The 20,972-nt window shown below is 67.3% G+C and carries 21 protein-coding genes; 15 read left to right on the top strand and 6 right to left on the bottom strand.

Features of this window, described 5'->3' with window-relative positions:
- Both VGI62_RS02870 and VGI62_RS02865 read left to right on the top strand, forming a co-directional pair.
- The coding region (locus tag VGI62_RS02870) for an efflux RND transporter permease subunit (protein WP_331502886.1) at positions 1–729 on the top strand (729 nt) is incomplete at its 5' end.
- Complete coding sequence (locus VGI62_RS02865; RefSeq protein WP_331502885.1) at positions 730–2,205, top strand: efflux transporter outer membrane subunit; 1,476 nt, start codon at positions 730–732, stop codon at positions 2,203–2,205. It abuts the gene before it with no gap.
- A gap of 67 nt (positions 2,206–2,272) precedes the next feature.
- Here the strand turns inward: VGI62_RS02865 and VGI62_RS02860 are convergent, their stop codons facing one another.
- The 5 genes from VGI62_RS02860 to VGI62_RS02840 all read right to left on the bottom strand — a co-directional run bounded on the left by VGI62_RS02860 (position 2,273) and on the right by VGI62_RS02840 (position 7,050).
- A complete protein-coding gene (locus VGI62_RS02860) occupies positions 2,273–3,079 on the bottom strand; it encodes a phosphotransferase (RefSeq protein ID WP_331502884.1) in 807 nt (268 codons plus the stop codon).
- Between the two features lie 170 nt (positions 3,080–3,249).
- Positions 3,250–3,780 (bottom strand): dihydrofolate reductase family protein, encoded by a 531-nt coding sequence (locus VGI62_RS02855; RefSeq protein ID WP_331502883.1) that lies wholly within the window; start codon positions 3,778–3,780, stop codon positions 3,250–3,252.
- A gap of 108 nt (positions 3,781–3,888) precedes the next feature.
- Complete coding sequence (locus VGI62_RS02850; RefSeq protein ID WP_331502882.1) at positions 3,889–4,719, bottom strand: thioesterase family protein; 831 nt, start codon at positions 4,717–4,719, stop codon at positions 3,889–3,891.
- Positions 4,720–4,836: 117 nt separating this feature from the next.
- Positions 4,837–5,634, bottom strand: coding sequence for an SDR family NAD(P)-dependent oxidoreductase (locus VGI62_RS02845; RefSeq protein WP_331502881.1), 798 nt, complete (start codon positions 5,632–5,634; stop codon positions 4,837–4,839).
- Between the two features lie 195 nt (positions 5,635–5,829).
- Positions 5,830–7,050, bottom strand: a complete 1,221-nt coding sequence (locus VGI62_RS02840; RefSeq protein WP_331502880.1) for an aminotransferase class III-fold pyridoxal phosphate-dependent enzyme — start codon at positions 7,048–7,050, stop codon at positions 5,830–5,832.
- A gap of 85 nt (positions 7,051–7,135) precedes the next feature.
- Here VGI62_RS02840 and VGI62_RS02835 point away from each other — a divergent pair, with 85 nt between their 5' ends.
- The 9 genes from VGI62_RS02835 (at position 7,136) to VGI62_RS02795 (ending at position 15,865) form a co-directional block, all read left to right on the top strand.
- Positions 7,136–7,786, top strand: a complete 651-nt coding sequence (locus VGI62_RS02835) for a class II aldolase/adducin family protein (RefSeq protein ID WP_331502879.1) — start codon at positions 7,136–7,138, stop codon at positions 7,784–7,786.
- A gap of 123 nt (positions 7,787–7,909) precedes the next feature.
- Positions 7,910–8,584, top strand: coding sequence for a helix-turn-helix domain-containing protein (locus tag VGI62_RS02830; protein ID WP_331502878.1), 675 nt, complete (start codon positions 7,910–7,912; stop codon positions 8,582–8,584).
- 373 nt (positions 8,585–8,957) lie between these two features.
- On the top strand, positions 8,958–9,734 hold the full coding sequence (locus VGI62_RS02825) for an IclR family transcriptional regulator (RefSeq protein WP_331502877.1): 777 nt from the start codon (positions 8,958–8,960) through the stop codon (positions 9,732–9,734).
- Positions 9,735–9,861: 127 nt separating this feature from the next.
- Entirely contained in the window at positions 9,862–11,253 is a 1,392-nt protein-coding gene (locus VGI62_RS02820; protein ID WP_331502876.1) for an aromatic ring-hydroxylating dioxygenase subunit alpha, read from the top strand.
- A 285-nt stretch (positions 11,254–11,538) separates the two neighbouring features.
- Positions 11,539–12,300 carry an SDR family oxidoreductase gene (locus VGI62_RS02815; protein WP_331502875.1) on the top strand — a complete coding sequence of 254 codons (762 nt, stop codon included), beginning with the start codon at positions 11,539–11,541 and terminating at the stop codon, positions 12,298–12,300.
- A 9-nt stretch (positions 12,301–12,309) separates the two neighbouring features.
- Positions 12,310–13,446 (top strand): acetoin dehydrogenase dihydrolipoyllysine-residue acetyltransferase subunit, encoded by a 1,137-nt coding sequence (locus tag VGI62_RS02810; protein WP_331502874.1) that lies wholly within the window; start codon positions 12,310–12,312, stop codon positions 13,444–13,446.
- Positions 13,446–14,066, top strand: coding sequence for a nuclear transport factor 2 family protein (locus VGI62_RS02805; RefSeq protein WP_331502873.1), 621 nt, complete (start codon positions 13,446–13,448; stop codon positions 14,064–14,066). Before VGI62_RS02810 ends, VGI62_RS02805 begins: the two co-directional genes overlap by 1 nt.
- 1 nt (position 14,067) lies before the next feature.
- Positions 14,068–14,841, top strand: coding sequence for an SDR family NAD(P)-dependent oxidoreductase (locus VGI62_RS02800; protein WP_331502872.1), 774 nt, complete (start codon positions 14,068–14,070; stop codon positions 14,839–14,841).
- 28 nt (positions 14,842–14,869) lie between these two features.
- On the top strand, positions 14,870–15,865 hold the full coding sequence (locus VGI62_RS02795; RefSeq protein WP_331502871.1) for a hypothetical protein: 996 nt from the start codon (positions 14,870–14,872) through the stop codon (positions 15,863–15,865).
- A gap of 8 nt (positions 15,866–15,873) precedes the next feature.
- Here VGI62_RS02795 and VGI62_RS02790 read toward each other — a convergent pair whose 3' ends face one another.
- A complete protein-coding gene (locus VGI62_RS02790; RefSeq protein ID WP_331502870.1) occupies positions 15,874–17,094 on the bottom strand; it encodes a cytochrome P450 in 1,221 nt (406 codons plus the stop codon).
- A gap of 119 nt (positions 17,095–17,213) precedes the next feature.
- Here VGI62_RS02790 and VGI62_RS02785 point away from each other — a divergent pair, with 119 nt between their 5' ends.
- From VGI62_RS02785 to VGI62_RS02770, 4 genes are read left to right on the top strand one after another with little or no spacing between them, the layout of a single operon-like run.
- Entirely contained in the window at positions 17,214–18,641 is a 1,428-nt protein-coding gene (locus VGI62_RS02785; protein WP_331502869.1) for an MFS transporter, read from the top strand.
- Positions 18,641–18,838 carry a ferredoxin gene (locus VGI62_RS02780; protein ID WP_331502868.1) on the top strand — a complete coding sequence of 66 codons (198 nt, stop codon included), beginning with the start codon at positions 18,641–18,643 and terminating at the stop codon, positions 18,836–18,838. Before VGI62_RS02785 ends, VGI62_RS02780 begins: the two co-directional genes overlap by 1 nt.
- Positions 18,839–18,863: 25 nt before the next feature.
- Positions 18,864–19,787, top strand: coding sequence for a cyclase family protein (locus tag VGI62_RS02775; RefSeq protein ID WP_331502867.1), 924 nt, complete (start codon positions 18,864–18,866; stop codon positions 19,785–19,787).
- 3 nt (positions 19,788–19,790) lie between these two features.
- Positions 19,791–20,972, top strand: coding sequence for an alpha-hydroxy acid oxidase (locus VGI62_RS02770; protein WP_331502866.1), 1,182 nt, complete (start codon positions 19,791–19,793; stop codon positions 20,970–20,972).

The following is a 20,972-nucleotide window of genomic DNA, read 5'->3' as shown; positions in this document are numbered from 1 at the left end:
TTCGTCAAAGGCGTCTCATTCGTCTATCGCGAGAACCAGAGCCGCTACATTCCGATCAGGTTCTCGGTGCGCGGGCGAGACCTCGGCGGGGCGGTGGCCGAGGCCCAGGCCAAGATCGCCCGGCAGGTCGTCCTGCCGGGGGGCTATCGGTTGGAGTGGGTCGGTGAGCTGGGGGAATTGCACGATGCGCTTGGTCGATTGGCCGTGGTCGTGCCGATCAGCCTGCTCCTGATCGGCCTCCTGCTGTTCCTCAACTTCGCCTCGATCACCGACACCTTGTTGGCGGCGAGCGTGGTGCCGATGGCCCTGATCGGCGGCATCTTCACGCTTTACCTGACCGGCACACCGCTCAGTGTGTCGGCCGCCATCGGTTTCATAGGCCTGCTGGGCATCTCGGTTATGAACGGGATCATCGTGCTGAATTCCTTCAACCGGCTGATCGCCGGCGGGTGGGCGCGCAGCGAGGCGATCTTGCAGGCCTGCGAGAACCAGCTCAGACCTGTGATGATGACCTGTTTCGCCGCCTGCGTGGGCCTGGCGCCGGCGGCCGTATCCACGGGGATCGGATCGCAAGTGCAACGACCCTTGGCGTTGGTGGTGGTCGGCGGCATCCTGCTCGCCCCTGTCTTGATCCTCGTTGTCCTGCCTGTGCTGATCGATATCTTCTCCAGGCGAGGCTTGGCCGCAGCGCACCCGACGACGGGCGCCCCGATGGAAGGTGCAGCCTAGATGCGCGGACAAAAGTCCATCGTCAGCGGGTTTGCGGCGCTTGCTCTCGGGGGATGCGCGGTCGGCCCGGACTTCCACACGCCCGCAGCGCCGAGCGTGAGCGGCTATACCCGCGAGCCGATGGCGCCGACGACGCCTGCCACGGATATTGCGGGCGGCGCGGCGCAAAGGTTCGTCGCGGACGCTGACGTGTCCGGCCAATGGTGGACGCTCTACCAGTCGCCGGCGCTCAACGCCCTCGTCGAACGCGCGCTCAAGGCCAACCCGACTCTGGCGGCGGCTCGGGCGTCCCTGCGCGCGGCGCGCGAGGCTTACTACGCCCAACGCGCCACGCTGTGGCCGACGGTGACTGGGGGCTACAACCTTCAGCGCCAGAAGGCCAATGAGACGCTTGCCCCGCCGCTGACCTCCAACGAAAACCTCTTCACCCTCAACACCGCCCAGCTCAGCATTTCCTACACGCCGGATGTCTTTGGGGGCCTGAGGCGTCAGGCCGAAAACGTTCGGGCCCAGGTCGACGCGCAACGCTTCCAGACCGAGGCCACCTATCTGACGCTGACCACCAATGTGGTGGCCGCCGCGATCCAGGCGGCCATGCTGCGCGATCAGATCGCCGCGACCCAGGCGATCATCAAGTCCGACAGCGACGTGCTCGCCATCATGCGCCGGCAGTTCGCGCTGGGCGAAATCGCCCGCGGCGACGTCGTCGCCGAGGAGGCCGCGCTCGCGCAGGCGCAACAGACGTTGCCGCCGTTGCAAAAGCAGCTCGCCCAGACCGAGGACCTGATCGCCAACCTGACCGGACGCTTTCCAAGCGAGGCGTCGGCCGACGGCGTCACCATGGCGGGCCTGACGCTGCCTGTCGATCTGCCGCTCAGCCTGCCGTCCAAGCTTGTCGCTCAGCGCCCCGACATCAAGGCGGCGGAAGCCAACCTGCATATGGCCAGCGCCGAGGTCGGCGTGGCTATCGCCAATCGACTGCCAAACATCACCCTTTCTGCAAATGGCGGCGGCGCTGCGACCGACATCGGCCAGATGTTCGCCGATGGAAACGTCTTCTGGGCCCTCTCCGGGACCCTCCTCCAACCGATCTTCGACGCCGGCGCGCTCAAGCATCGGCAGCGAGGCGCCGAGGCGGCGTATGACCAGGCCAGGGCGCAATACAGCTCAACCGTCCTGAGCGCGTTCCAGAACGTCGCCGATACGCTCCAGGCCCTCCAGTTCGACGCCGCGACACTGAAGGCCGCTGTCGTCACCGAACGGAGCGCCGCCGAAAGCCTCGCGATCGCCAAGCAGCAGTTGGCGCAGGGACAGGTGAACGCGATCGTCGTGCTGAACGCCCAGCAGACCTATCAGCAGGCGCTCGTCGTCCGCCTTCAGTCCGGAGCCAACCGGTATGCCGACACCGCAGCCCTGTTCCAGGCTCTGGGCGGGGGATGGTGGAACCGTACAGAGACCGCCGACGCCCTGAAGTGACGCGGGCGTATTGGCCGAAGCCATCCGCGCGACACCGACGACACGCCCCCGCGGCGAGAGTCTATTTCTACTCCGGGCGCAGGGTCGTCTCGATGCGTTGGATCAATCGCTCCCGCTGGGCAGGAAACGCTCCGGCAAGAAGGACGAGGACGCGCGCGATGGGCAGGTAGGGCTCGATCGCGGCCGTCAAGGCGGTGGGGGATATGCCGGTGAGCCGCGCATAGGCCGACTGCGCGGCCGCATTGACCGCGCGCGGCCGTTCCGGATCGGCGACGATTTCCGGGGCGAACTCGGACAGCAGGACGTGGCCCCACCCAAGGTCGAGGCCGCCTGGCGCGCGCATCGCAGCGGCCCAGTCGATGAGTCTCGGCCCCTCCGCTGTCATGATCACGTTGCCGGGGTGAAGGTCGCCGTGGCACAGCCCGCCGCCGGCCGGCAGGCGATCGATCAGGGTGAGGACGCCGGTGGCGATGTGCTTCGGAAGCCTGTCGCCGGCCAGCGGCAACGCGGTGTCCACCCAATCACGCAGGGAGAGTACGCCGGGCGGTGCGGACGTCTTGTGCACGGATAGGCAGAGGGTCGCCAGGATCGCGCCCGTCCGGCGGGGCGTCATAGCGCCGGTCCGCGAGAGCTGTAGCAGGGTCGGTCCGTCAAGGCGGCGGAGCACCATGCCAAACCGCCCCTCCACGGTCACCTCGTCAAGCACCTCCGGCGCCGGGAGGCCGGCGGCGTAGGCGGCGCGGGTCATCTGCGCCTCATGCCGGCCCGAGCGCCACCGCACGCCGAGCTTGCTCAGCTTCAGGACCTGACCGGGCGCCCAGACGTGGATGTCCGCCGTGGCGCCTTCGCCGATCTTCTCCCCGAGGGATCCCATCGCCAGCACTCCGCCGAAGTCTGATTGTAACACGGCTAAGCTTGGAGGAGGCGGGTGGGCCGCCGGCTCCCATCCCGTGTCGGGGGAGGGCTGCTTACAGCACGTCGTGGCTGGCCAGCCAGACCCTCAGCAGACCTGACGTCGTGCCGTCCATAGCGCGCGTGGCTTGGCTAGGCTGGAACGTACGTCAGCCTGATCGCGTCCTCGCCGATCCTGTCGCTGGAGACGAGGCGCAGCGGCGGCCGGGAGCCGGCAAAGAAGGGCTTGCCGGAGCCAAGCACGACGGGGTGGAAGTAGAGCCGATACTCATCGATAAGGCCAAGGTCGGTTAGGCTTCGTGCGAGGTCCGGGCCGCCGACTTCAATCTCCCCAACGAGCTCGGCCTTCAGCCCTCGCAGCACCGTCTCGACGTCATCGGCGACAAGTGTGGCGTTAGGGCCGACCGACTTGAGCGAACGAGACAAGACCCATTTCGGTTGGCCGCGCCAGGCCGCTGCGAAGTCACGTTCCGCAGCATCCCACTCCGGGCGGTCTTCGTCCCAATAGCGCATGACCTCGTACATGCCGCGGCCGTACACACTGCCCGTCAGGCCGCGCACCTGCTCGATGAAGTGAAGAAAAAGCACGGGATCAGGCGCAAATTCCTGGTGGTCGACGTACCCGTCCAGCGACTGATTCAATCCGAAGACGAACCTCGCCATGCTGCAAAATCTCCGCGCCTGGGTCTTCAGAATAGCCTGAGCCGCTGTTGCTCTGAAGTGAGCTTGACTGATCGCTCGCCTCGGCTTGTCCCGCCAGGGGGCTTGGCCCTACTCAGGCGAGGCCGGCGGCCTTTGGCGATACCACGCCAGCTGTTCGCTGGTCGCCAGCAACCGACCAGCGCGGGACCAGTAGCTCGACCTTTCGTCCGATGCGCCGCCACCGCCAACACGGCCCTCGCACTCGATCAGGATAAAGTCATCGCCGAGGCAGGCGAGCTCATCGGCGTCGGCATGAAGGTATGCCGTCAGGGAAAGGGTCGTCGTCATCACGCGATCGAGCGCGTACATGGCGCGCGGCGCCGAATTGTCGGTGACCATCGCCAGAAGCGCCTTGTCCCAGGTCCCGCTCCGCGGACGCACCCACGCCAAAGTCCGGGAATCGCCGCCGGGCCTGGGCGGGAAGCGGTCAAGCGTTCGCCGCTCAAAAGCCGCCGCACCATAGTGCGTCGCTCCGGCCGGATGATCCGGACTCGGCAGGTCCTCCGGCGGCGGCGCAGCTGGGGGGCTCGCGAACGCAAAGGGCGGCGTGGCCGGCCGGCGGGCCAATGTGACCATGCCGTGGACGCTGACGTCTTCGACGCCTTGCGGCCTGAGTTCGACTTCCCAAACCCCGATTGATCCTCCCTGCCGCAGGCGACGCGTGCGGACATCCAGGTTTCCAGCCGGTAGCCCCGTCGCGTAGGTGAGGGTCATCGAGAGGGCCTCGCCGGTCGCGTCGGGTTCTGCTTCCAAGGCGCGGACACATAGGCCCAGGGCGTAACCACCCCATAGACCGCCCCCGGGGTTGCTCCATTCGGGCGCTGCGAGCGTTGTCCACCGCCCTGGGGCCGCGGCTTGCAACGAAATTTGGTAAGCGGGATTAGCAGAGGTTTCGGCCATTGCGATGTTCTAGCCAGTGGCCGCCTGGGCGCAAAGCCGGTCTTGTACGGGGGCGGGGGTCCTGGATCGCGCCGCAGCGACCCGCCCGATAGCGGGCGCCGCGGGATGTGCGTGCGGTCATTGACCGGCTGCGCCCGGTTGCGCCCGGCCGGGCGCCCCGTAGCCGCTCGTAAGACCAGCGTCGGCGACGTGGACGGCGCCGTTTATGAAAGCCGCCCGACGGCTCGCCAGGAAGAGCGCCAGTTCGGCGATATGCCGTGGGTCGCCGCGCGAATTGTGCGCGACCGTATCCATCTCCTCGGCCGCAAGGTCGTCGAGCTCAGACTTCAATCCGATCATCGGCGTTCGCACGGGCCCCGGACAGATGGCGTTGATCCGCAGACCCCTGGATGACAACGGCTCGGCCAGCGACCGCACGAGCCCCAGGACGCCGTGCTTGGAAGCGGCGTAGCCGACGTTGCCCGGATATCCCCTGAACGCCGAGGTCGAGGCCGTCACGACAATCGCGCCGTTAGACCGCAGACGGCGGGCGGCCGCGCGGGCGCCCAGAAGGCAGCCGCGCAGGTTGACCGCGATGATCCGGTCGAACGTCGAGATGTCCTCTTCGAGGGGATCGTAGGCCGCGCCTAGGATTCCGGCATTGAGGAACGCCACGTCCAGGCCGCCGAAGGCGTCCGCAGCAGCTTGGAAGGCCCGCTCGTTGTCGGCTTCCACGGCCACGTCAAGCGACTGGGCGATTGCGCGCCCTCCGGCGGCCATGATCTCTTCCGCCACACGGCCTGCGCCGTCAGCGTCGAGATCGGCTACGCAGACGCCGGCGCCTTCCTGGGCGAACCGCCTCGCCGCGGCCCTGCCGATGCCCGAGGCCCCGCCCGTCACGACCACGGCGCGACCCCGGAATTCCTGCCCCGCCATGTGTCATCTCCCACCGCGCGGTCTTTGTCCGTCGCGATCATGGCCGACCCGCGACGGAAGGCCAGGCCTTCCTCTCGGACCTATTGGCCAGGGGCAGTCGGCGAAGTCCCGACGTCGGACCTACGACCTGCGCCGTTGGGAGGTGGCGCTCCCAGGTCTTCCGTCACGTGCGCCGCTGCTCGTGCGCGGCCGGGGTCAGGCCTTCGCCGCCTTGAAGGCCTCGTCCGCCGCCTCGAGCGCGAAGTCGATGTCGCCAAGGGTCATGGCCGCGCTCATGAACATGTTGTGCCAGGGATGGAAGTACACGCCGCGGGCCATGAGCGCGGCGTTCCAGCGGTAGCCGATGGCGGCGTCCGGATCATCCTCGAACATGATCAGCGGCAACTGTGCGGGGCCGGTCTGCCGCAGCCCAAAGCCGTGCCGGGCCGCCGCCTCGTCCAGTCCTTTGCGCAGGCGCTCGCCAAGGGCGATGGTGCGTTCGAGATAGTCGGTCTCGCGCACCAGGGTAAGCGTGGCGAGCGAGGCCGCCATGGCCGCCGAGGCGAACCAGTAGGAGCCGGTCACAAAGATCTCACCGGCCGCCTGGCGGCATTTGTCCGAGCCCAAGAGGGCGGAGAGGGGATGGCCGTTGGCGATCGCCTTGCCCCAAGTGGAGAGGTCAGGCTCAACGCCCACCAGCGACCAGCTGCTGTCGCGCGCCAGGCGCAGGCCTGCGCGGACGTCATCGACGATCAGGAGCGCGCCGCGCTCGTCGCAGAGCTCGCGCGCGCGCTTGGCGTAGGCCAGCGTCGGGCTTTGCTGGTCGACGAGCACATCGTGCTTGATCGGTGAGGCGAAGATCGCGGCAAGGTCGTCACCGGCCTCGCGAACGGCGGCCTCCAGGCTTTCCACATCGTTGTATTCGCAGAAGATCTGTCCGGCGCGATCGGCCGGCGTGACCCCGTTCAGCACCGGCGTGCACCAGGGGGCCGCGCCATGATAGGCGCCCTTGGCCAGGACGATCGTAGACTTGCGCGTGTGACTGCGCGCCGTCATCAGCGCCATGGTGGTGGCGTCGGTGCCGTTCTTGCAGAACATCGCCCAGTCAGCGTGGCTCACCAGGCCGACCATGGCCTCGGCCAGTTGCACCATCTCCTCACCCGGGCCGGTCAGGGCGTCGCCCCGCCGGGCCCGGTCAAAGTATGCCGCGTCGACCTGGGCGTTGGCGTAGCCGAACAGGTTCGGTCCGTATCCGCACATGAAGTCGAGATAGCGGTTGCCGTCGACGTCCCAGAGATAGGCGCCTTCGCCGCGGCTGAAGAACTGAGGGTAGCCTTCGGGGAGTCTGGCCACGGACTGGTGGCCGTACATCCCGTTCGGGATAACCTTCTGCGCCCGCTCCCGAAGGTCGGTGTCCCTGCTGTTGATCCGGGCCATGCGGCGTTCCCTAAGATAGTTTTGACTACTCTAACGGAGCCGTTCTAGGAGAAAACCGCGGGGCGGGTCAACGAGAGGTAAGACGATGAGCGCGCAAGACGAAGACAAGCTGCGCTTGCGGCTGGTCGAGGTCATGCAGGCCATGGACCTGCGCGGCCTTAATCGCGGCGCCTCCGGAAACGCCTCGGCGCGGTTGGGGGACGACATGCTGGTGACACCGAGCGGCGTTCCGCCGGTCCGGCTTACGCCGGAGATGATCGTGAGGGTGGCGGCGGACGGCTCGACGGCGGAAGGCGCGCTGCGGCCCTCCAGCGAGTGGCGGATGCATCGGGGCTTGCTCGATGGCCGCCCGGACGCGGGCGCGGTGGTGCACTGCCATTCGCGGCGCGCGACGATCCTGGCCTGCGCCGGGCGCGAGATCCCGGCCATGCACTACATGGTTGCGGTGGGCGGTGGTTCGAGCATCCCGCTGGCCCCTTACGCGACCTTCGGGTCGATGGAGCTGGCCCAGGCCGTGGTCCGAACGCTGGACGGCCGCTCGGCCGCCCTCATGGCCAACCACGGCCAGATCGTGGTCGCGCGCAACCTCGATGCGGCGCTTGCGATCGCCGAGGAAGTCGAGGAGCAGGCCGCGATCTACTGGGGCACGCTCGCTATCGGCGGCCCGCAGCTGCTCGACCAGGCGGAGATGGATCGCATCCTCGGCCGCTTCCGCGGCTACGGCCAGAAATCCTAGTCGGCGCGCGCCCGAAAGCCCCGCGCTCGATCGCTCCGCGCCGGCGGAGCGCCGCTTGCAATTAGATCGCCGGATGCTCTGATGGGGCTATGCCCGCCGCGCTGACCGGTTTCAGGAAGCCATATGCCCAAGCGTGAAGCCGCTTCAGCCGCCGCCGTCGCTCCCGACCTCGAGGCGAAATCGCTACCGTCCCGCCCACGGGGCATCACCACATACGAACTCATCCTGGCGACGGCGGGCGAACTCCTCGCGGAGGTCGGCTTCGAGCGCCTGACGACGAACCTGGTGTGCGAGCGCGCCGGGCTGACGCCGCCGGCCCTCTATCGCTATTTTCCCAACAAGTACGCGCTCTTGTCGGAACTTGCTCGCCGCCTGATGGAGGCCCAGGACCGCGAGGTGTTCGAATGGCTTGAGGAAGGCGGACGCTCGGGCGAGACGTTCGAGGCGGCGTTGGCGGGCAACCGAGCGCTTCACAAGCGACTCATCTCGGCCACCCGCGCCCACCCCGGCGGCGCCTGGATCCTGCGCGCGATCAGGGCCATCCCCCTCCTGCAGAATGTTCGGGCCCTGTCCCGCGACAAGGTGCTGGGCGAGATGCTGGATCTCTATCGCGCGAGGTACCCGCACATGGACGACGAGCGGCTGCGGACCGCGATGCGCCTCTCCGAGCAGATGACCTACGCCGCCATCGAGATGATCATCGAGGATCCCGATCTCGATGAGGACCTGCTGGCGGAGGAGACCGCGTGGATGGTCACCCAGTACCACGAGAGCCTTTCGCGCCGCAGGAAGTCATAGCAGCCATCGGCTGGGGCCGGGCGCGCCCGCTCTGGGCGGCCAATCGAACGCTCTCCGGGTTCCGCGCGCAAGGGCGCGCGCCTCATCCGCCGCCCGATCGGCTTGCCCAGGCATAGGTCGGGTTTGGGGCTTGGCTGTGCCCAGTCTCCGTCCCGGAGAGCTATAGTTGAGTGCGACGAGCGGGCAGAATTTCGCGTGTAGAGCGCCAAGTGGACTTGGCCGTGTTGGGCGCAAACTTATCGACACGCGCAGAAGCAAATCATTCCGCTCATGCGCGCCGAGCCGTCGATCCGCCGTGCCGCCCTTGCGCCGGTCTTACCGGAGATTGTAATGCGCGCTGATGCCCGCAGACCGAGGCAGAGCGGAGATCCTCGTGGCGAAGTCTTTCAAACGGGTCGGCGCTGTCGACAACGCGGTGGCGATCATCAGCCATCTCGCCAGCGCCGATCGTCCGCTCAAGCTCGTCCAGATTTCTCGCGACCTCGGCATAAACGGCAGCACCTGCCTCAACATCCTGCGGACACTCGAGAGCCATGGAGTGGTCAGTCTCGACCCGCGCGATAAGACCTATGTGAACGGCCCAGAGCTGCTCAACCTGGCCAAACGCAGCACGCAACGCGGCACCGAGCTTGATCTGTTGCTCCCGATCATGGAGTCGATCGCAGGCGAGTTCGCGGTTCACGTCTCGCTATGGCGCCGACTGGATCCGGATCATCTCACGCTCGTGCTGGCGGCCGAAAGCAGCAGCGCCGCACGGATATCGATGACGATCGGTCAGCGGCGGCCGGTAATCTATGGGGCCATGGGACGGGTCATCGCCGCCTTTTCCGAGGATGTCGGAGAGACCTATGTCCGCGAGCATTTCGACGCCTTGCGCTGGGCTCAGCCGCTTCAACTGGAGGCCTACCTCAAGCAGGTGGCGGACGCCAGCAAGCGCGGATGGGCGCTCGACCGGGGAAACGCGGCGGTCGGGTTGCAGGTCATCGCCGCGCCGATCTTCGGACGGGACAACCGGATTCACAGCGTGAGCGGGGTCACCACGTTCGTCGGCGAGCTGGACAGCAGCCAGGAGCGGCTGGTCGCCGCCCGGCTCAAGATCCTGGGGGACGTGCTGCGCAAGCCCTACGATCCGTTCCGCATCGTCGAGTAGCGTAATTCGCTATAGAGAATTACTGCTCCCTATGTAGAAAATTGAGCTTCCGCCGTCCTGCGGTCCAACTATACTCGGCAGGTCTGCGCCGGCGCATTGCGACGACCGGCGGCCGCGGGAGTATGCGATGGCCGACGACAGGACGGTCCTGCCTTTGGGGGCGGCGCGCTGCCCCGGGGTTTCATGGGACGATCTGGCTGCGGCCGATTCCCGGCCGATGCCCGAATTCCTCAGCACCGAAAGCTACCGGTATCTCGGTTCGGAACCGCTCTCGGCCGACCGCTACACCGACCCGGGCTTCTTCGCCCGGGAAGTCGAACGGATGTGGCCGAATGTCTGGCAATACGCCGCGCGTGACGAAGATATGCCCGAGCCGGGCGATTTCATCGTCTACGAGAATGTCGGCCGATCCTACCTGGTCGTGCGCCAGGCGGACGGGTCAGTCCGGGCCTTCCATAACGTCTGTCTGCACCGCGGCCGAAAGCTGAAGACCGAAGCCGGCTGGGCGAACCGGATCACCTGTCCGTATCACGCGTTTTCGTGGAATACGGACGGCACGCTCCACAGCATTCCGTGCGCCTGGGACTTCGGGCACCTGGATCGCGCGCAGATGAGCTTGCCCGACGCCCAGGCCGATAGCTGGGCCGGCTATATCTTCGTCAAGGAAAACCCCGGCGGCCCGTCGCTGCTGGAGTATCTGGCCCCGCTGCCCGAGCAGTTCGCGCGCTGGCGCCAGGCCCCGATGACCACCACGGTCCACGTCGCAAAGGTGCTGAACGCCAACTGGAAGGCGGTGATGGAGGCCTTCATGGAGGCCTGGCATTCCACCGCCACTCACCCCCAGATCCTGGCGTTTACCGGCGACGCCAACGGCCGCAACAACATCTTCGGCGATCATGTGAATTTCGGGATCGCGCCGGTGACGCTGTCACCCAGCCTTGATCGCAAGGGACGCGATGAGCAGTGGCAGGCCGACGTCTATTTCAACTTCGCAGGCCGCGGTCGGCTGAACCGTGATGAGCCGTTGATCGTGCCGCCCGGCGGAACCGCGCGCGCCACGCTCGGCGAGCGATCGCGGCGGGACTACAGCCGCCTCTACGGCATTGACCTCGACCATGCGACCGACTGCGAGATGCTGGATTCCCTCTTCTACAGCGTCTTCCCGAACTTTGGTCCGTGGGGCGGCTTCAAACCCAACCTCGACTACCGGTTCCGGCCGTGGCCGGACCAGGACCATACCCTGTTCGAGGTGCGCATCCTGTCGCGGGCTCAAGGCCAGGCGCTGGACCCTCCGCCGCCCATGCGTGTTCTGGCGCAGGGCGAGCCCTGGGTCGCGGCCGCCGACGTGCTCGGGCAGGGGTTGGCCGAAGTGCTCGACCAGGACGTCGGCAATGTCGAGCAGGTGCACGCCGGGCTCAGGGCATCGAAGAACCGCCGCTTGCAGCTCGGGAACTACCTCGACATCCGCATCCGTCATTTCCACACCACGCTCGACAAATACCTCGCGGACCGGCCGTGACGGCGTCCATTCAAATTCCCAATAGAGAATTATAACTCCTTATAGAGAATTTCATTGCGCCGAATGGGCCTCGGGCCTATCACGAAGACGGCGAGGCAGGGCGAAGCTGGAGCGGGCTAGATCCACGTCCCGCGGCCGGGGAGGCCGCGATTGCATCGCCAAAAGCACATGCGCCGGATCAACCGAGCGCACGTCGGGGAGATGCGCATGGGGAGGCCGGGGACATGAATTCGCCGAGCGTCCAGAGCAGGCGGCTCCTCGCCCATTGTTGGGCCGGAGCACGCCATGCAGCTTGGTCTTGACGGGCTGAAGGCGGTCCTGGCCGGGGCCAGCCGCGGCATTGGTCTGGCCACGGCCGAAGCGTTCGCCGAAGAAGGCTGCGCCGTAGCAATCTGCGCCCGGGGCCAGCCTGGCGTGGACGAGGCTGTGGCCAAGATCGCAGCCAAGGGCGGCGCGGCGACGGGCGAGGCCGTCGATATCGCCGACCCGCAGGCCTACGCCGCCTGGGTCCGCGGCGCAGCCGAGGGACTGGGCGGCTGCGATATCTTCATATCATTTGCGACCGGCGGCGGCGGCGCAGCGTCCGAGGAGACGTGGCGTCGGACGTATGAACTCGACGTGCTTGGCTTATGGCGGGGAGTCGAGACGGCGCTCCCGTATCTGAGGGCGTCTTCGGCCGCCTCGGTGGTGGCGATCTCCTCGACCGCCGCGCTCGAGCGCTTCCTGGCGCCGCAAGCCTACAACGCCATGAAAGCCGCGGTGATCAACTACGCAGCCGAGTTGTCGCAACAACTCGCGCCCGAAGGAATCCGAGTGAACACGATCTCCCCCGGGCCGGTGTTCGTGGACGGCGGTTCGTGGGACGGGGTCAAGCAGCGCAACCCGGAGCTCTACGAGCGGACCGTCCAGCAGATTCCAGCGGGGCGGATGGCGTCGGCGGCCGAGGTGGCCCGCGCGATCGCATTCGTGGCCTCGCCCGCCTGCCGCTCGATCATCGGGGCCAACCTGGTGATCGACGGCGGCTTCACCAAGCGTGTTCAGTACTGAGGGAGCCCCATGCAACCCATGCTCACCGCTAACGTGCCGCTCGCGGGTTTCCTCACCGCGATCATCATGCCCCAGTGGGGGCCGACGATGGAGGAGGGGACGATCGTCGCCTGGCGCGTCCGGGAGGGCGACTACGTCGAGGCCGGCGCGGAGATCGCCGAAGTCGAAACCTCGAAAGTCAGCAACGCGATCGAGGCCTCGACGTCGGGCACGGTGCTGCGGGTCGTGTGCGAACCTTGGCGGCAGATGCGCGTAGGGGGCCTGCTGGCGGTCTTGGGTCCTGCCGACAGCGATCCTTCCGAAATCGACGCCTGGATCGAGGAGCACGACGCCTGGGTCGAGGCTGACGAGACCGACTGCGGGATGACGACGGGAACCCTTGAAGTCGGGTCGAAGTCCATCGCCTACGCTGAAGCCGGCGCGGGCGAGCCGCCACTGGTCCTGATACACAGCCTGGGTGCGGACCAGACCAGCTGGCGCTCCAACGTCGAAGCGCTCGCCGGCGGTCGCCGCACGATCTGCCTCGACTTGCCCGGGCACGGCAAATCGACCTTCGCCTTGGGCCGGGGCGATCTTGCGCAGCTGGCGGACGATGTGGGCGCAGCGCTTGACCAGCTCGACGTCGGGCGCGCGGTATTTGTCGGGCACGGCCTGGGCGCAGCCGTCGCCCTGCAACTGGCGCGCGACCGCCCCGCCAGGGTGGCCGGCCTCGTGGCGATAGCCGGCCTCGGGTTCGGGGGAGAGCTATCGCGGGAATTCGTCTGCGGCCTGCGCCGGGCCGAACGCTGCTACCAGGCGGCGTCCATGGCGCGGCTGATGTTCGCCGATCCGGTCCAGGCCCGGCGCGCGATGCTTGATCACCGTCCGGCGCCCGGGACCGCCAGTGACGCCAAACGCCAGCTTGATGCGATCGCCGCGGCTATCCTTGCTCCCGGGGTGGCGGAGGCGTTGCGCTCGGCGCTCGCCGAAATGGACATCCCCATCCTCGCCATTCACGGCGCCCTCGACAGGGTGATCGCCCCGCCGCAGGCATTGCCGACCAACGTTGCGGCCGTCCTCATACAAGGAGTCGGCCACATGCCCCACGTCGAGGCGGCCGCACAGGTCAACGAACTGGTCGCCGGCTTCGCCGCGGAGATCGCCTGATGGATCAGGACACCGTCAGGCTTCTGCGCGACGTCGCCGATCGACAGCAAGTCGAGGAAACCCTCTACAAATACTGCCGCGCCTGCGACCGCCTGGACGCGGAGCTGATGGAAAGCTGCTTCTGGCCGGACGCCACGGCCTACCACGGCGCCTACAACGGTCCCGCGGAGGGCTTCTGGCGCGGCGCGCTCCACTTCCTGAGCCACATCAAGGCGTCGCTGCACTACGCGATGAACGTCATCGTCGAGCTGGACGGCGACCTGGCCCATCAGGAAGCCATCTATCAGGCGTGGCACCGCGTCGACAAAGGCCCGATCCATATCAGCCCGTTCGAGACCGGTCCCTATGCCGGCCCCGATGCCGCGAACCGGACGCCGCAGGTGTTCAACGGGTTTCCGGGACACGACGAGGCCTACGATGAGGACGCGGTGTTCCATGGCCGTTACGTGAACCGCTTCCAGCGCCGCGGCGCGGAGTGGCGCATCCTGAACCACGTCTGCTTCGGCGAATGGACGTACTGGCGCAAGGCCTCCGAGCGGGCGCCCATGACCTACAGTCTGGCCCGGCGCGACCGCTCCGACCCAGCCTACTGGCGCGGCGAGCACGTTTGGGGGGTCTGAGTTGGAACTTGATTTGAAGGGACGCGTGGTGGCCATCGCCGGCGCCAGCCGCGGCATCGGCCTCGGGATCGCCGAAACCTGCCTGGCCGAAGGCGCCAAGGTGGCCATCTCGGCGCGCAACCCCGAAGCGCTGGAGGCCACCCGGCTCCGACTGGCCGAGCGCTACGGCGAGGATTGCGTCTGGGCGCGCGCCGGCGACATGCGCGAGACCAACGAGATCGAAGCCTGCCTCAACGGCGCCGAGGCGGAGCTCGGCCCGCTCTGGGGCGCTGTCGCCAACGTCGGCATCTATCCCTGTCCGCCCGGCATCGAGGTGGATGACGAAACCTGGGACGCCGGATTTCGACAGAACCTGGACGCGGCCTACAGGTTGGCGCGCTCGGCCCTGCGCCGCCTGGTTCCGCGCGGCGAGGGCAGCGTGCTGCTGATCAGTTCGATCGCCGGCATCGACGCCATGGGCTCCTCGCTCACCTACGGCGTGGCCAAGGCGGCGGTAAATCATCTCGGCCAGGAACTTGCCCGCCTCGCCGGTCCCGCCAACGTTCGGGTCAATGCGATTGCGCCAGGCAATATTGTCTTTCAGGGGGGAACCTGGGCGGAGCGGCTGAGCGGTCCCCGAGGCGACGTCTGGAGGCGGTGGGTGGATCGCGAAGTGCCTCTCAAACGGTTCGGGGCCCCGGAAGAGATCGGAAGCGTCGCTGCGTTCATGCTGAGCCCGCGAGCGAGTTTCATGACCGGAATGGTAGCGGCGGTGGACGGGGGGCAGACCCGCTGACCGCGGGCGCCGCGCCAAGGAGAATCTCATGGTGCTAAAGGCTTCAGACGAGCTCCGACACCCCCATGACGATGACTACAACTGGCGCGAAAGCGTCTACTTCAACTTCAATGACCCGGTCAGCGGCGTCGGCGGCTGGATCTATCTTTGGGTCGTGCCCAACAAGGAAGCACCCTCCGGGATGCTGGTCAGCTTCTACAAGGGCCCCTGGCCGGAACCATCGATCATGGACGAAATCGCCCGGACCGCGGATCACATGCGCGTCGAGCCCGGCCGCTGGCTCTACTGCTTCAAGCAGGATGTCGGCCAATTGATGACGGCTGATTTCGACGACGCCTCGCTTGGCGGCCTCAGGATCCGCCGCGTGGAGCCCCTGAAGCGATATGAGCTGAGGTTCGAGGACGACGTCGGAAACGGCTTCGAGATCGACGCGCGTTTCATGGTTCATCCGTACGACTATGGCGCCGGGCTCAACGCCTCGCCCCCGTGGGTCGCGGCGAACAGGTACCATCGATCCTGGTGGGCCAAGGGTGAGCTGCGGCTGGGCGGACGGACGATTGCGATCGACTGCACTGGGGATTCCGATCACTCGTGGGGCAAGCGCGACATGGACGTGTTCGGGGCCAACCAGTTCCGGATGTGGTCCCTGCAGACGCCGGACGGTGGCCTGTCGCTATCGGCCGTGCAGCTTCAGGTGGGCGACCAGCAGATCGACCTGGGGTTCCTGGATCGGGACGGCAAGTCGGCCTCCATAAGCCGCATCGAGTCCTCAGCCGGCTATGACGCAAATGGCGTGCAGCAGGACATCGCTCTCGTGGTCACCGACGAGCTGGACAGGCGCCTGTCGGCCAAACTCGGCAAGATGTACGCCTATCTCGGTCTCGGCGGCCCCCCCCGGCGGTCGTGGGGCTTCGAGGGTGTCGGCACGTTCGAGGTGGATGGCGTCGGCGCAGTCCCGGGCCTTACCTCCTATTTCTGGCCGGATGAGGTGACGGCCAAGCGACTGCACACGCAAAGCCGCTGACCTCGACGTCAGTCGCCATGGCGCCGGGCCGTCACCTCGACACAGGATGGGCCACGCAGGCCAAAGGCCCCGTAGTCGGCTGGGCCGGCCAGTCGGTAGTGCGGCGTCCTTGCCAAGAGGCGCGTAGTGGCGACCCGGGCTTCCAGCCGAGCGAGCGTGACCCCCAGACAGCTGTGCATGCCGAAGCCGAAGCCGAGGTGGGCCTGGTGCGGGCGGCCGATGTCCAGCCGATCCGGATCCGCATAGCGGTCGGGATCGCGGTTTGCCGCACCGGTGAGCAGAAGGATCTGGTCACCGGCGCGAACCGGGGTTCCCCCGATCTCCGTGTCATTCAAGGCCACTCGGGGTATGCGCATCACCACCGGCTCCCAGCGCATGATCTCCTCGATCGTGGGCGCAATCAGGCTCGCGTCCTCGATCGCAGCGTCGCGGATGGCGGGGTGGCTCGCAAGCGTCACCACGATATGGCCGAGCCATTTCGCCGTCGTCTCATTGCCGGCGAAGAGGAGCTGGCGGGCGTTCTGCATGATGGCTTCGTTCGACATGCCACGGCCGACGTCGGAGTGGACGATCTGGCTGATAAGGTCGTCACCGGGCCGGCGCCGGCGGTGCTCGATCTCGGCCAGCAGGAAGCCTGCCAGCTCGGCCTTCGCGCCTTCCGAGGCGAGCCAACGCGGGTCGGTCTGGCGATCCACGTTGGGCGTCCCTCCGGCCGCCCCCATCAGGTCACTCCAGCGCACGATATCGGCCCGGTGCGCTGGCGGGACGCCCAGCATGTGGGCGATGACATAGGCCGGGAGATCCCGGCAATAAGCTCTGACGAGGTCGACGGTCTCACCATCCTCAAGCCTCGGGGCGAAGCTGTCGATCATCCGCTCGGCGATCTCGGCCACGACACCCTCAAGGCGATCGAGGGTCTGCCGCTGGAACGTGACGGCCCAAACGCCTCGAATGGCATCGTGCGGTTCGCGCTCGTCGATCGCGATGAAGGCGGCTGCGCCGAAGAAAGGCGCCGTGACCGGGCTCAGAATGAAGCGTTCCGGATCGAGCAGGACCTGACGGCAGAGCCGGTCGCTCGTCACCATCCAATGGTCGATACGGCTGTTCCAGACGACAGGTCCGGCGCGCCTGATATCGGCGAGAACCGGCCAGGGATCGCGCACCGCGGCCGGGCTGTAGAGGTCGACGTCCACCCCGGCTACTCCGCCTTGCGGCGCCCTTCGTTTCATGTTCTCGTACGAGAAATAACATTCTCGATCCGAAAGGGTGATAGTTGGCGCAGCCGCGAGCGGCAAGCGCTTTCGACCGCCTTTCGGAGTCGGGACGCGGGGCAGGGACGAGGCGCGCGATGACCCGGGACACGACCGAAGTCGGCTCGGCAAAACGCGAGGTCGCGGTCATCGCGCTTATGACGCTCTCGAAGTTCTCGATGAGCTGTGACTTCTACATCATGAGCCTGATCCTGCCCTCGATCGGACGTGACCTTCACCTGTCGCAGGTGATGGTCTCGTGGGTTGTGGCCGCGCAGGGCCTGTTCTTCGCCGGGTTCATGGTGCTTGCCGGTCGACTGGCGGACATTCTTGGCCAGCGGCGGGCGCTGGCGAGCGGGCTCTGCGTCTTCGCAGTCGGCGCGGTGGCGGCCGCTCTCGCCCAAAACGTCTGGTGGCTGATCGCCGCCCGCTGCCTGCAGGGCCTGGGCGCCGCAATCCTGGCGCCGGCGGCGTTCTCGCTCATCACCACGCTCCTGCCTGAAGGGCCTTCGCGGCATAGGGCGCTTGGCGTCTTCAGCCTCACTCAGGGGCTGTCGGTGATCGCCGGCCTTCTGGTGGCCGGCGCGCTCGTAGGCGTGTTCGGGTGGCGCGCCGGCTTCCTGATCAACGTCCCGCTGCTGCTGGTCGCGCTCTATATGACCTTACGGATCGTGCCCAAGGGCCCCATCGGAGCCGCCGGCCAGAAGCTCGATGTCGCCGGCGCCGTGCTGATCACCCTTTCCACAGCCTTGCTGCTCGGTTCGATCACAATAATCGGGCGCTACGGCGTCGCCTCGCCGCTCGGCCTGGGCCTGCTCGCCGCGGCGGTGGTCGGGGGTGTGGCCTTCGTCGCCGTGGAACGTCGCGTGGCCGCACCTCTCGCGCCCCTGGACCTGGTTCGGCGGCCCAGCGTCATCGGCAGCTGCCTCACCGGAATGGGGCTCATCGCAGCCGGCGGCGGCGTGATGGTGGTCACCAACTTCTACATGCAGTCGGAGCTCAAGTACTCGATCCTGGTCGCCGGGATCGCCATCCTGCCCTACGCCGCGGGCATCCTTCTGTCCGGGCCGGCAGTCCCCTGGCTGATGGCCCGCCTATCGAGCACCACCATTCTGATCGGCTGTGTGATCATCGCGATCGCCGGCATGGTCACCCTCAGTTTCGTCAGCAGCGAGCACAGCTACCTCCTGACTATCGCGCCTGGTCTTGTGCTGTCCTCCTTCGGAGCCATCACCGCCTGGGCCGGCCTCATGAACTGGGCGACGCGCGACGTGCCGGCCCAGCAGCAGGGCGTCACCTCAGGGATGCTGCTGATGTTCCAGCAACTCGGAGTACCGCTCGGCGCAGCGGTGATGCTCAGCATTCTGGGTGGACATGCGGGCGAGGGCTCGAGCGTCTACCAGACGGCCTACCTGACCGCTGCGGGCTTCGCCACAGCAGGGCTCGTTGCAGCCTTGGTGTCCGTCCGCGCGGCCGGCAGGCTCGCGGCCGCGCGCCTGGCCGGGCGCGCGGCGGGAGAGCTCTGATGCGGATCCGAACGGAGCCGATGGCCTGCATCGCCAGCGGCGCCTGCCGGCGAACCGCCCCTGCGCTCTTCGGCGCCGATGCGGACGGGGTCGTAACCGTCCTGCAGCCGCAACCGGCTCCCGACCAGGAGGCGCTCGCCCAGGACGCGGCCGCGGCGTGTCCCGCTGCAGCGATCCACGTCGAGGACGAGGCATGACCCGACGCGGCCGGCCGGAGGGGTGATGGAGAGCTTTCGGGACGTTGGCCGCCGGCTGAGCAATTGGGGGCGATGGGGGCCCGAGGATCGTCTCGGCACACTCAATCACATTACCCCCGAGCGCATCGTCGCGGCCGCCAGGGCCATAAGGACCGGCAAGCTCTTCGACCTGGGGCTGAAGGTCGGCAGCGCCGGGATCCAGCCGGCCGGCGGCGCACGGGTGAACCCCGTCCACCTGATGAACATCACCTCGCTGGACCTGCGTGGCCGCGACGACAATGCGGTGGTGGCGGACGACTACATTTTTATGCCGCTGCAGTCGGTAACCCAGTGGGATGGGCTGGCGCACTTTGGCTACGACGGCATGTTCTACAACGGCGTACCGGCCGAGACGGTCACCACCATGAACGGCTCCACTGTGCTCTCCATTCACCAGATCGCCGCCAAGGGCGTCGCGGGCCGCGGCGTCCTTTTGGATGTGGCGGCGCTCAAGGGAGTTGAACGCCTGCCGCGCGCCTATTCCATCACACCGGACGAACTCGACGCGGCCGAGGCCCGGCAGGGGATCAAGGTGGGTCCCGGCGACATCGTCCTTGTGCGCACAGGTTGGATCCGACACTTCACGGTCGACGGTTCCACTGCCGCCTATTGGGACGGCGCCGCCGGCCTTGGCCTGGCCTGCGCGCAGTGGCTTCACGCCCGTGACGTCGCAGCGGTGTGCTCCGACAACTGGGGAATTGAAACCAAGGATCCCACCCGCAACGATGGCCTGCCGCTGCACGCCGTATTGATCCGCGACATGGGTATGACGCTGGGGGAGATCCTCGACCTTGATGCGCTCGCCGAAGACTGCGCGGCCGATGGGGTCTGGGAATTCTTCTTCACCGCGCCCCCGCTGAAGGTGGTGGGGGGCGTGGGCACTCCGATTACGCCCCTGGCGCTGAAGTAGCGCGTGCCGGGGATCGGCTATCGCTGGCGTGGAGGGCCGCCTCTGAGCATCGAGGACTATCGGCGAGCGGCCCGGCGCGCGCTCCCCGACATGGCCTGGGCCTACGTGGACGGCGCCGCCGACGACCAGGTGACGCGTCGGGACAACGAGCTTGCGTTCCGGCGCTGGCGGCTTCGCCAGCGCGGCCTCGCGGGCGTGAGGGCCCCCGACCTATCCGTCGAGGTCGCCGGCGAACGCCTGGCGCTGCCTATCGTCCTTGCGCCGACGGGGATCATCGGAATGGCCCACTGGCAGGGCGACCTTGCCGCCGCGCGGGCCGCCGAGAAGGCCGGCACTCGCCATATCCTCAGCACTGGCTCCTCCTACAGTCTCGAGGAAGTCCGCGACGCAACGTCGGAGAACCACTGGTTCCAGCTCTATCCCTTTGGAGATCGGGTAAAGGTCGGCGAGCTTCTCGACCGCGCCGCCGGGGCGGGGTTCACGGCCCTCTTCGTGACCGTCGATGTCCCCGTCAGAGGCAATCGCGAGGCCGAGCGGCGAGCCGGCATGACGGTCCCGCCGACCCTTACGCCCGGGCGTCTGCTCGACGTCGCCGTCCACCCCGCGTGGTGGTTCAATCTCCTGCGCCACAAGCGGATCTCGGCGGTCCACTATGCCGAAGGCGCGCGCACGCTCTCAGGCGCGGTCGAGGCCGTGCGCAAGCAGGAACGCTACATGCAGACCGACCTCGACTGGAATGACCTCGCCTGGATGCGCGAGCGCTGGAAGGGCCGTCTCTACGTCAAGGGCCTGATGGACCCGGAAGACGCGGCGCGGGCGGTCGACGTGATCGGGGCGAACGGTGTGGTTGTCTCAAACCATGGCGGCCGACAGCTCGACCGTGCGCCCGCGACGCTTGAGGTGTTGCCGGGCATCGTCGAGCGTGTCGGGAACCGCGGAGAGGTGCTGCTCGACGGCGGTGTCCGCAGAGGCGTTGATGTTGTGACCGCGCTTGCTCTTGGCGCGCGTGCGGTGCTGATCGGGCGACCTTACGCCTATGGCCTGGCGGCCGGCGGGGAGGCTGGCGTCACCGATGTCCTGCGGATCCTGCGCGAGGAGATGACCCGCGCCCTGATCCTGATGGGGTGTCCGAGCGCCGCCGAACTTGACGGTAGCTGGCTCCTCGCCGGCATGGGGGAGGCCTAA

The organism is Phenylobacterium sp., assembly GCF_036495085.1.
Lineage (GTDB): Bacteria > Pseudomonadota > Alphaproteobacteria > Caulobacterales > Caulobacteraceae > Phenylobacterium.
The sequence above is the reverse complement of the archived record's forward strand: the minus strand, read 5'-3'. Positions and strand labels throughout refer to the sequence as shown.

Excerpts from the sequence above, each read along its gene's own strand:
- VGI62_RS02865 (WP_331502885.1), top strand. The coding sequence starts at position 730 with ATGCGCGGACAAAAGTCCATCGTCAGCGGGTTTGCGGCGCTTGCTCTC.
- VGI62_RS02860 (WP_331502884.1), bottom strand. The coding sequence starts at position 3,079 with ATGGGATCCCTCGGGGAGAAGATCGGCGAAGGCGCCACGGCGGACATC.
- VGI62_RS02855 (WP_331502883.1), bottom strand. The coding sequence starts at position 3,780 with ATGGCGAGGTTCGTCTTCGGATTGAATCAGTCGCTGGACGGGTACGTC.
- VGI62_RS02850 (WP_331502882.1), bottom strand. The coding sequence starts at position 4,719 with ATGGCCGAAACCTCTGCTAATCCCGCTTACCAAATTTCGTTGCAAGCC.
- VGI62_RS02845 (WP_331502881.1), bottom strand. The coding sequence starts at position 5,634 with ATGGCGGGGCAGGAATTCCGGGGTCGCGCCGTGGTCGTGACGGGCGGG.
- VGI62_RS02840 (WP_331502880.1), bottom strand. The coding sequence starts at position 7,050 with ATGGCCCGGATCAACAGCAGGGACACCGACCTTCGGGAGCGGGCGCAG.
- VGI62_RS02835 (WP_331502879.1), top strand. The coding sequence starts at position 7,136 with ATGAGCGCGCAAGACGAAGACAAGCTGCGCTTGCGGCTGGTCGAGGTC.
- VGI62_RS02830 (WP_331502878.1), top strand. The coding sequence starts at position 7,910 with ATGCCCAAGCGTGAAGCCGCTTCAGCCGCCGCCGTCGCTCCCGACCTC.
- VGI62_RS02820 (WP_331502876.1), top strand. The coding sequence starts at position 9,862 with ATGGCCGACGACAGGACGGTCCTGCCTTTGGGGGCGGCGCGCTGCCCC.
- VGI62_RS02815 (WP_331502875.1), top strand. The coding sequence starts at position 11,539 with ATGCAGCTTGGTCTTGACGGGCTGAAGGCGGTCCTGGCCGGGGCCAGC.
- VGI62_RS02810 (WP_331502874.1), top strand. The coding sequence starts at position 12,310 with ATGCAACCCATGCTCACCGCTAACGTGCCGCTCGCGGGTTTCCTCACC.
- VGI62_RS02805 (WP_331502873.1), top strand. The coding sequence starts at position 13,446 with ATGGATCAGGACACCGTCAGGCTTCTGCGCGACGTCGCCGATCGACAG.
- VGI62_RS02795 (WP_331502871.1), top strand. The coding sequence starts at position 14,870 with ATGGTGCTAAAGGCTTCAGACGAGCTCCGACACCCCCATGACGATGAC.
- VGI62_RS02790 (WP_331502870.1), bottom strand. The coding sequence starts at position 17,094 with ATGAAACGAAGGGCGCCGCAAGGCGGAGTAGCCGGGGTGGACGTCGAC.
- VGI62_RS02785 (WP_331502869.1), top strand. The coding sequence starts at position 17,214 with ATGACCCGGGACACGACCGAAGTCGGCTCGGCAAAACGCGAGGTCGCG.
- VGI62_RS02780 (WP_331502868.1), top strand. The coding sequence starts at position 18,641 with ATGCGGATCCGAACGGAGCCGATGGCCTGCATCGCCAGCGGCGCCTGC.
- VGI62_RS02775 (WP_331502867.1), top strand. The coding sequence starts at position 18,864 with ATGGAGAGCTTTCGGGACGTTGGCCGCCGGCTGAGCAATTGGGGGCGA.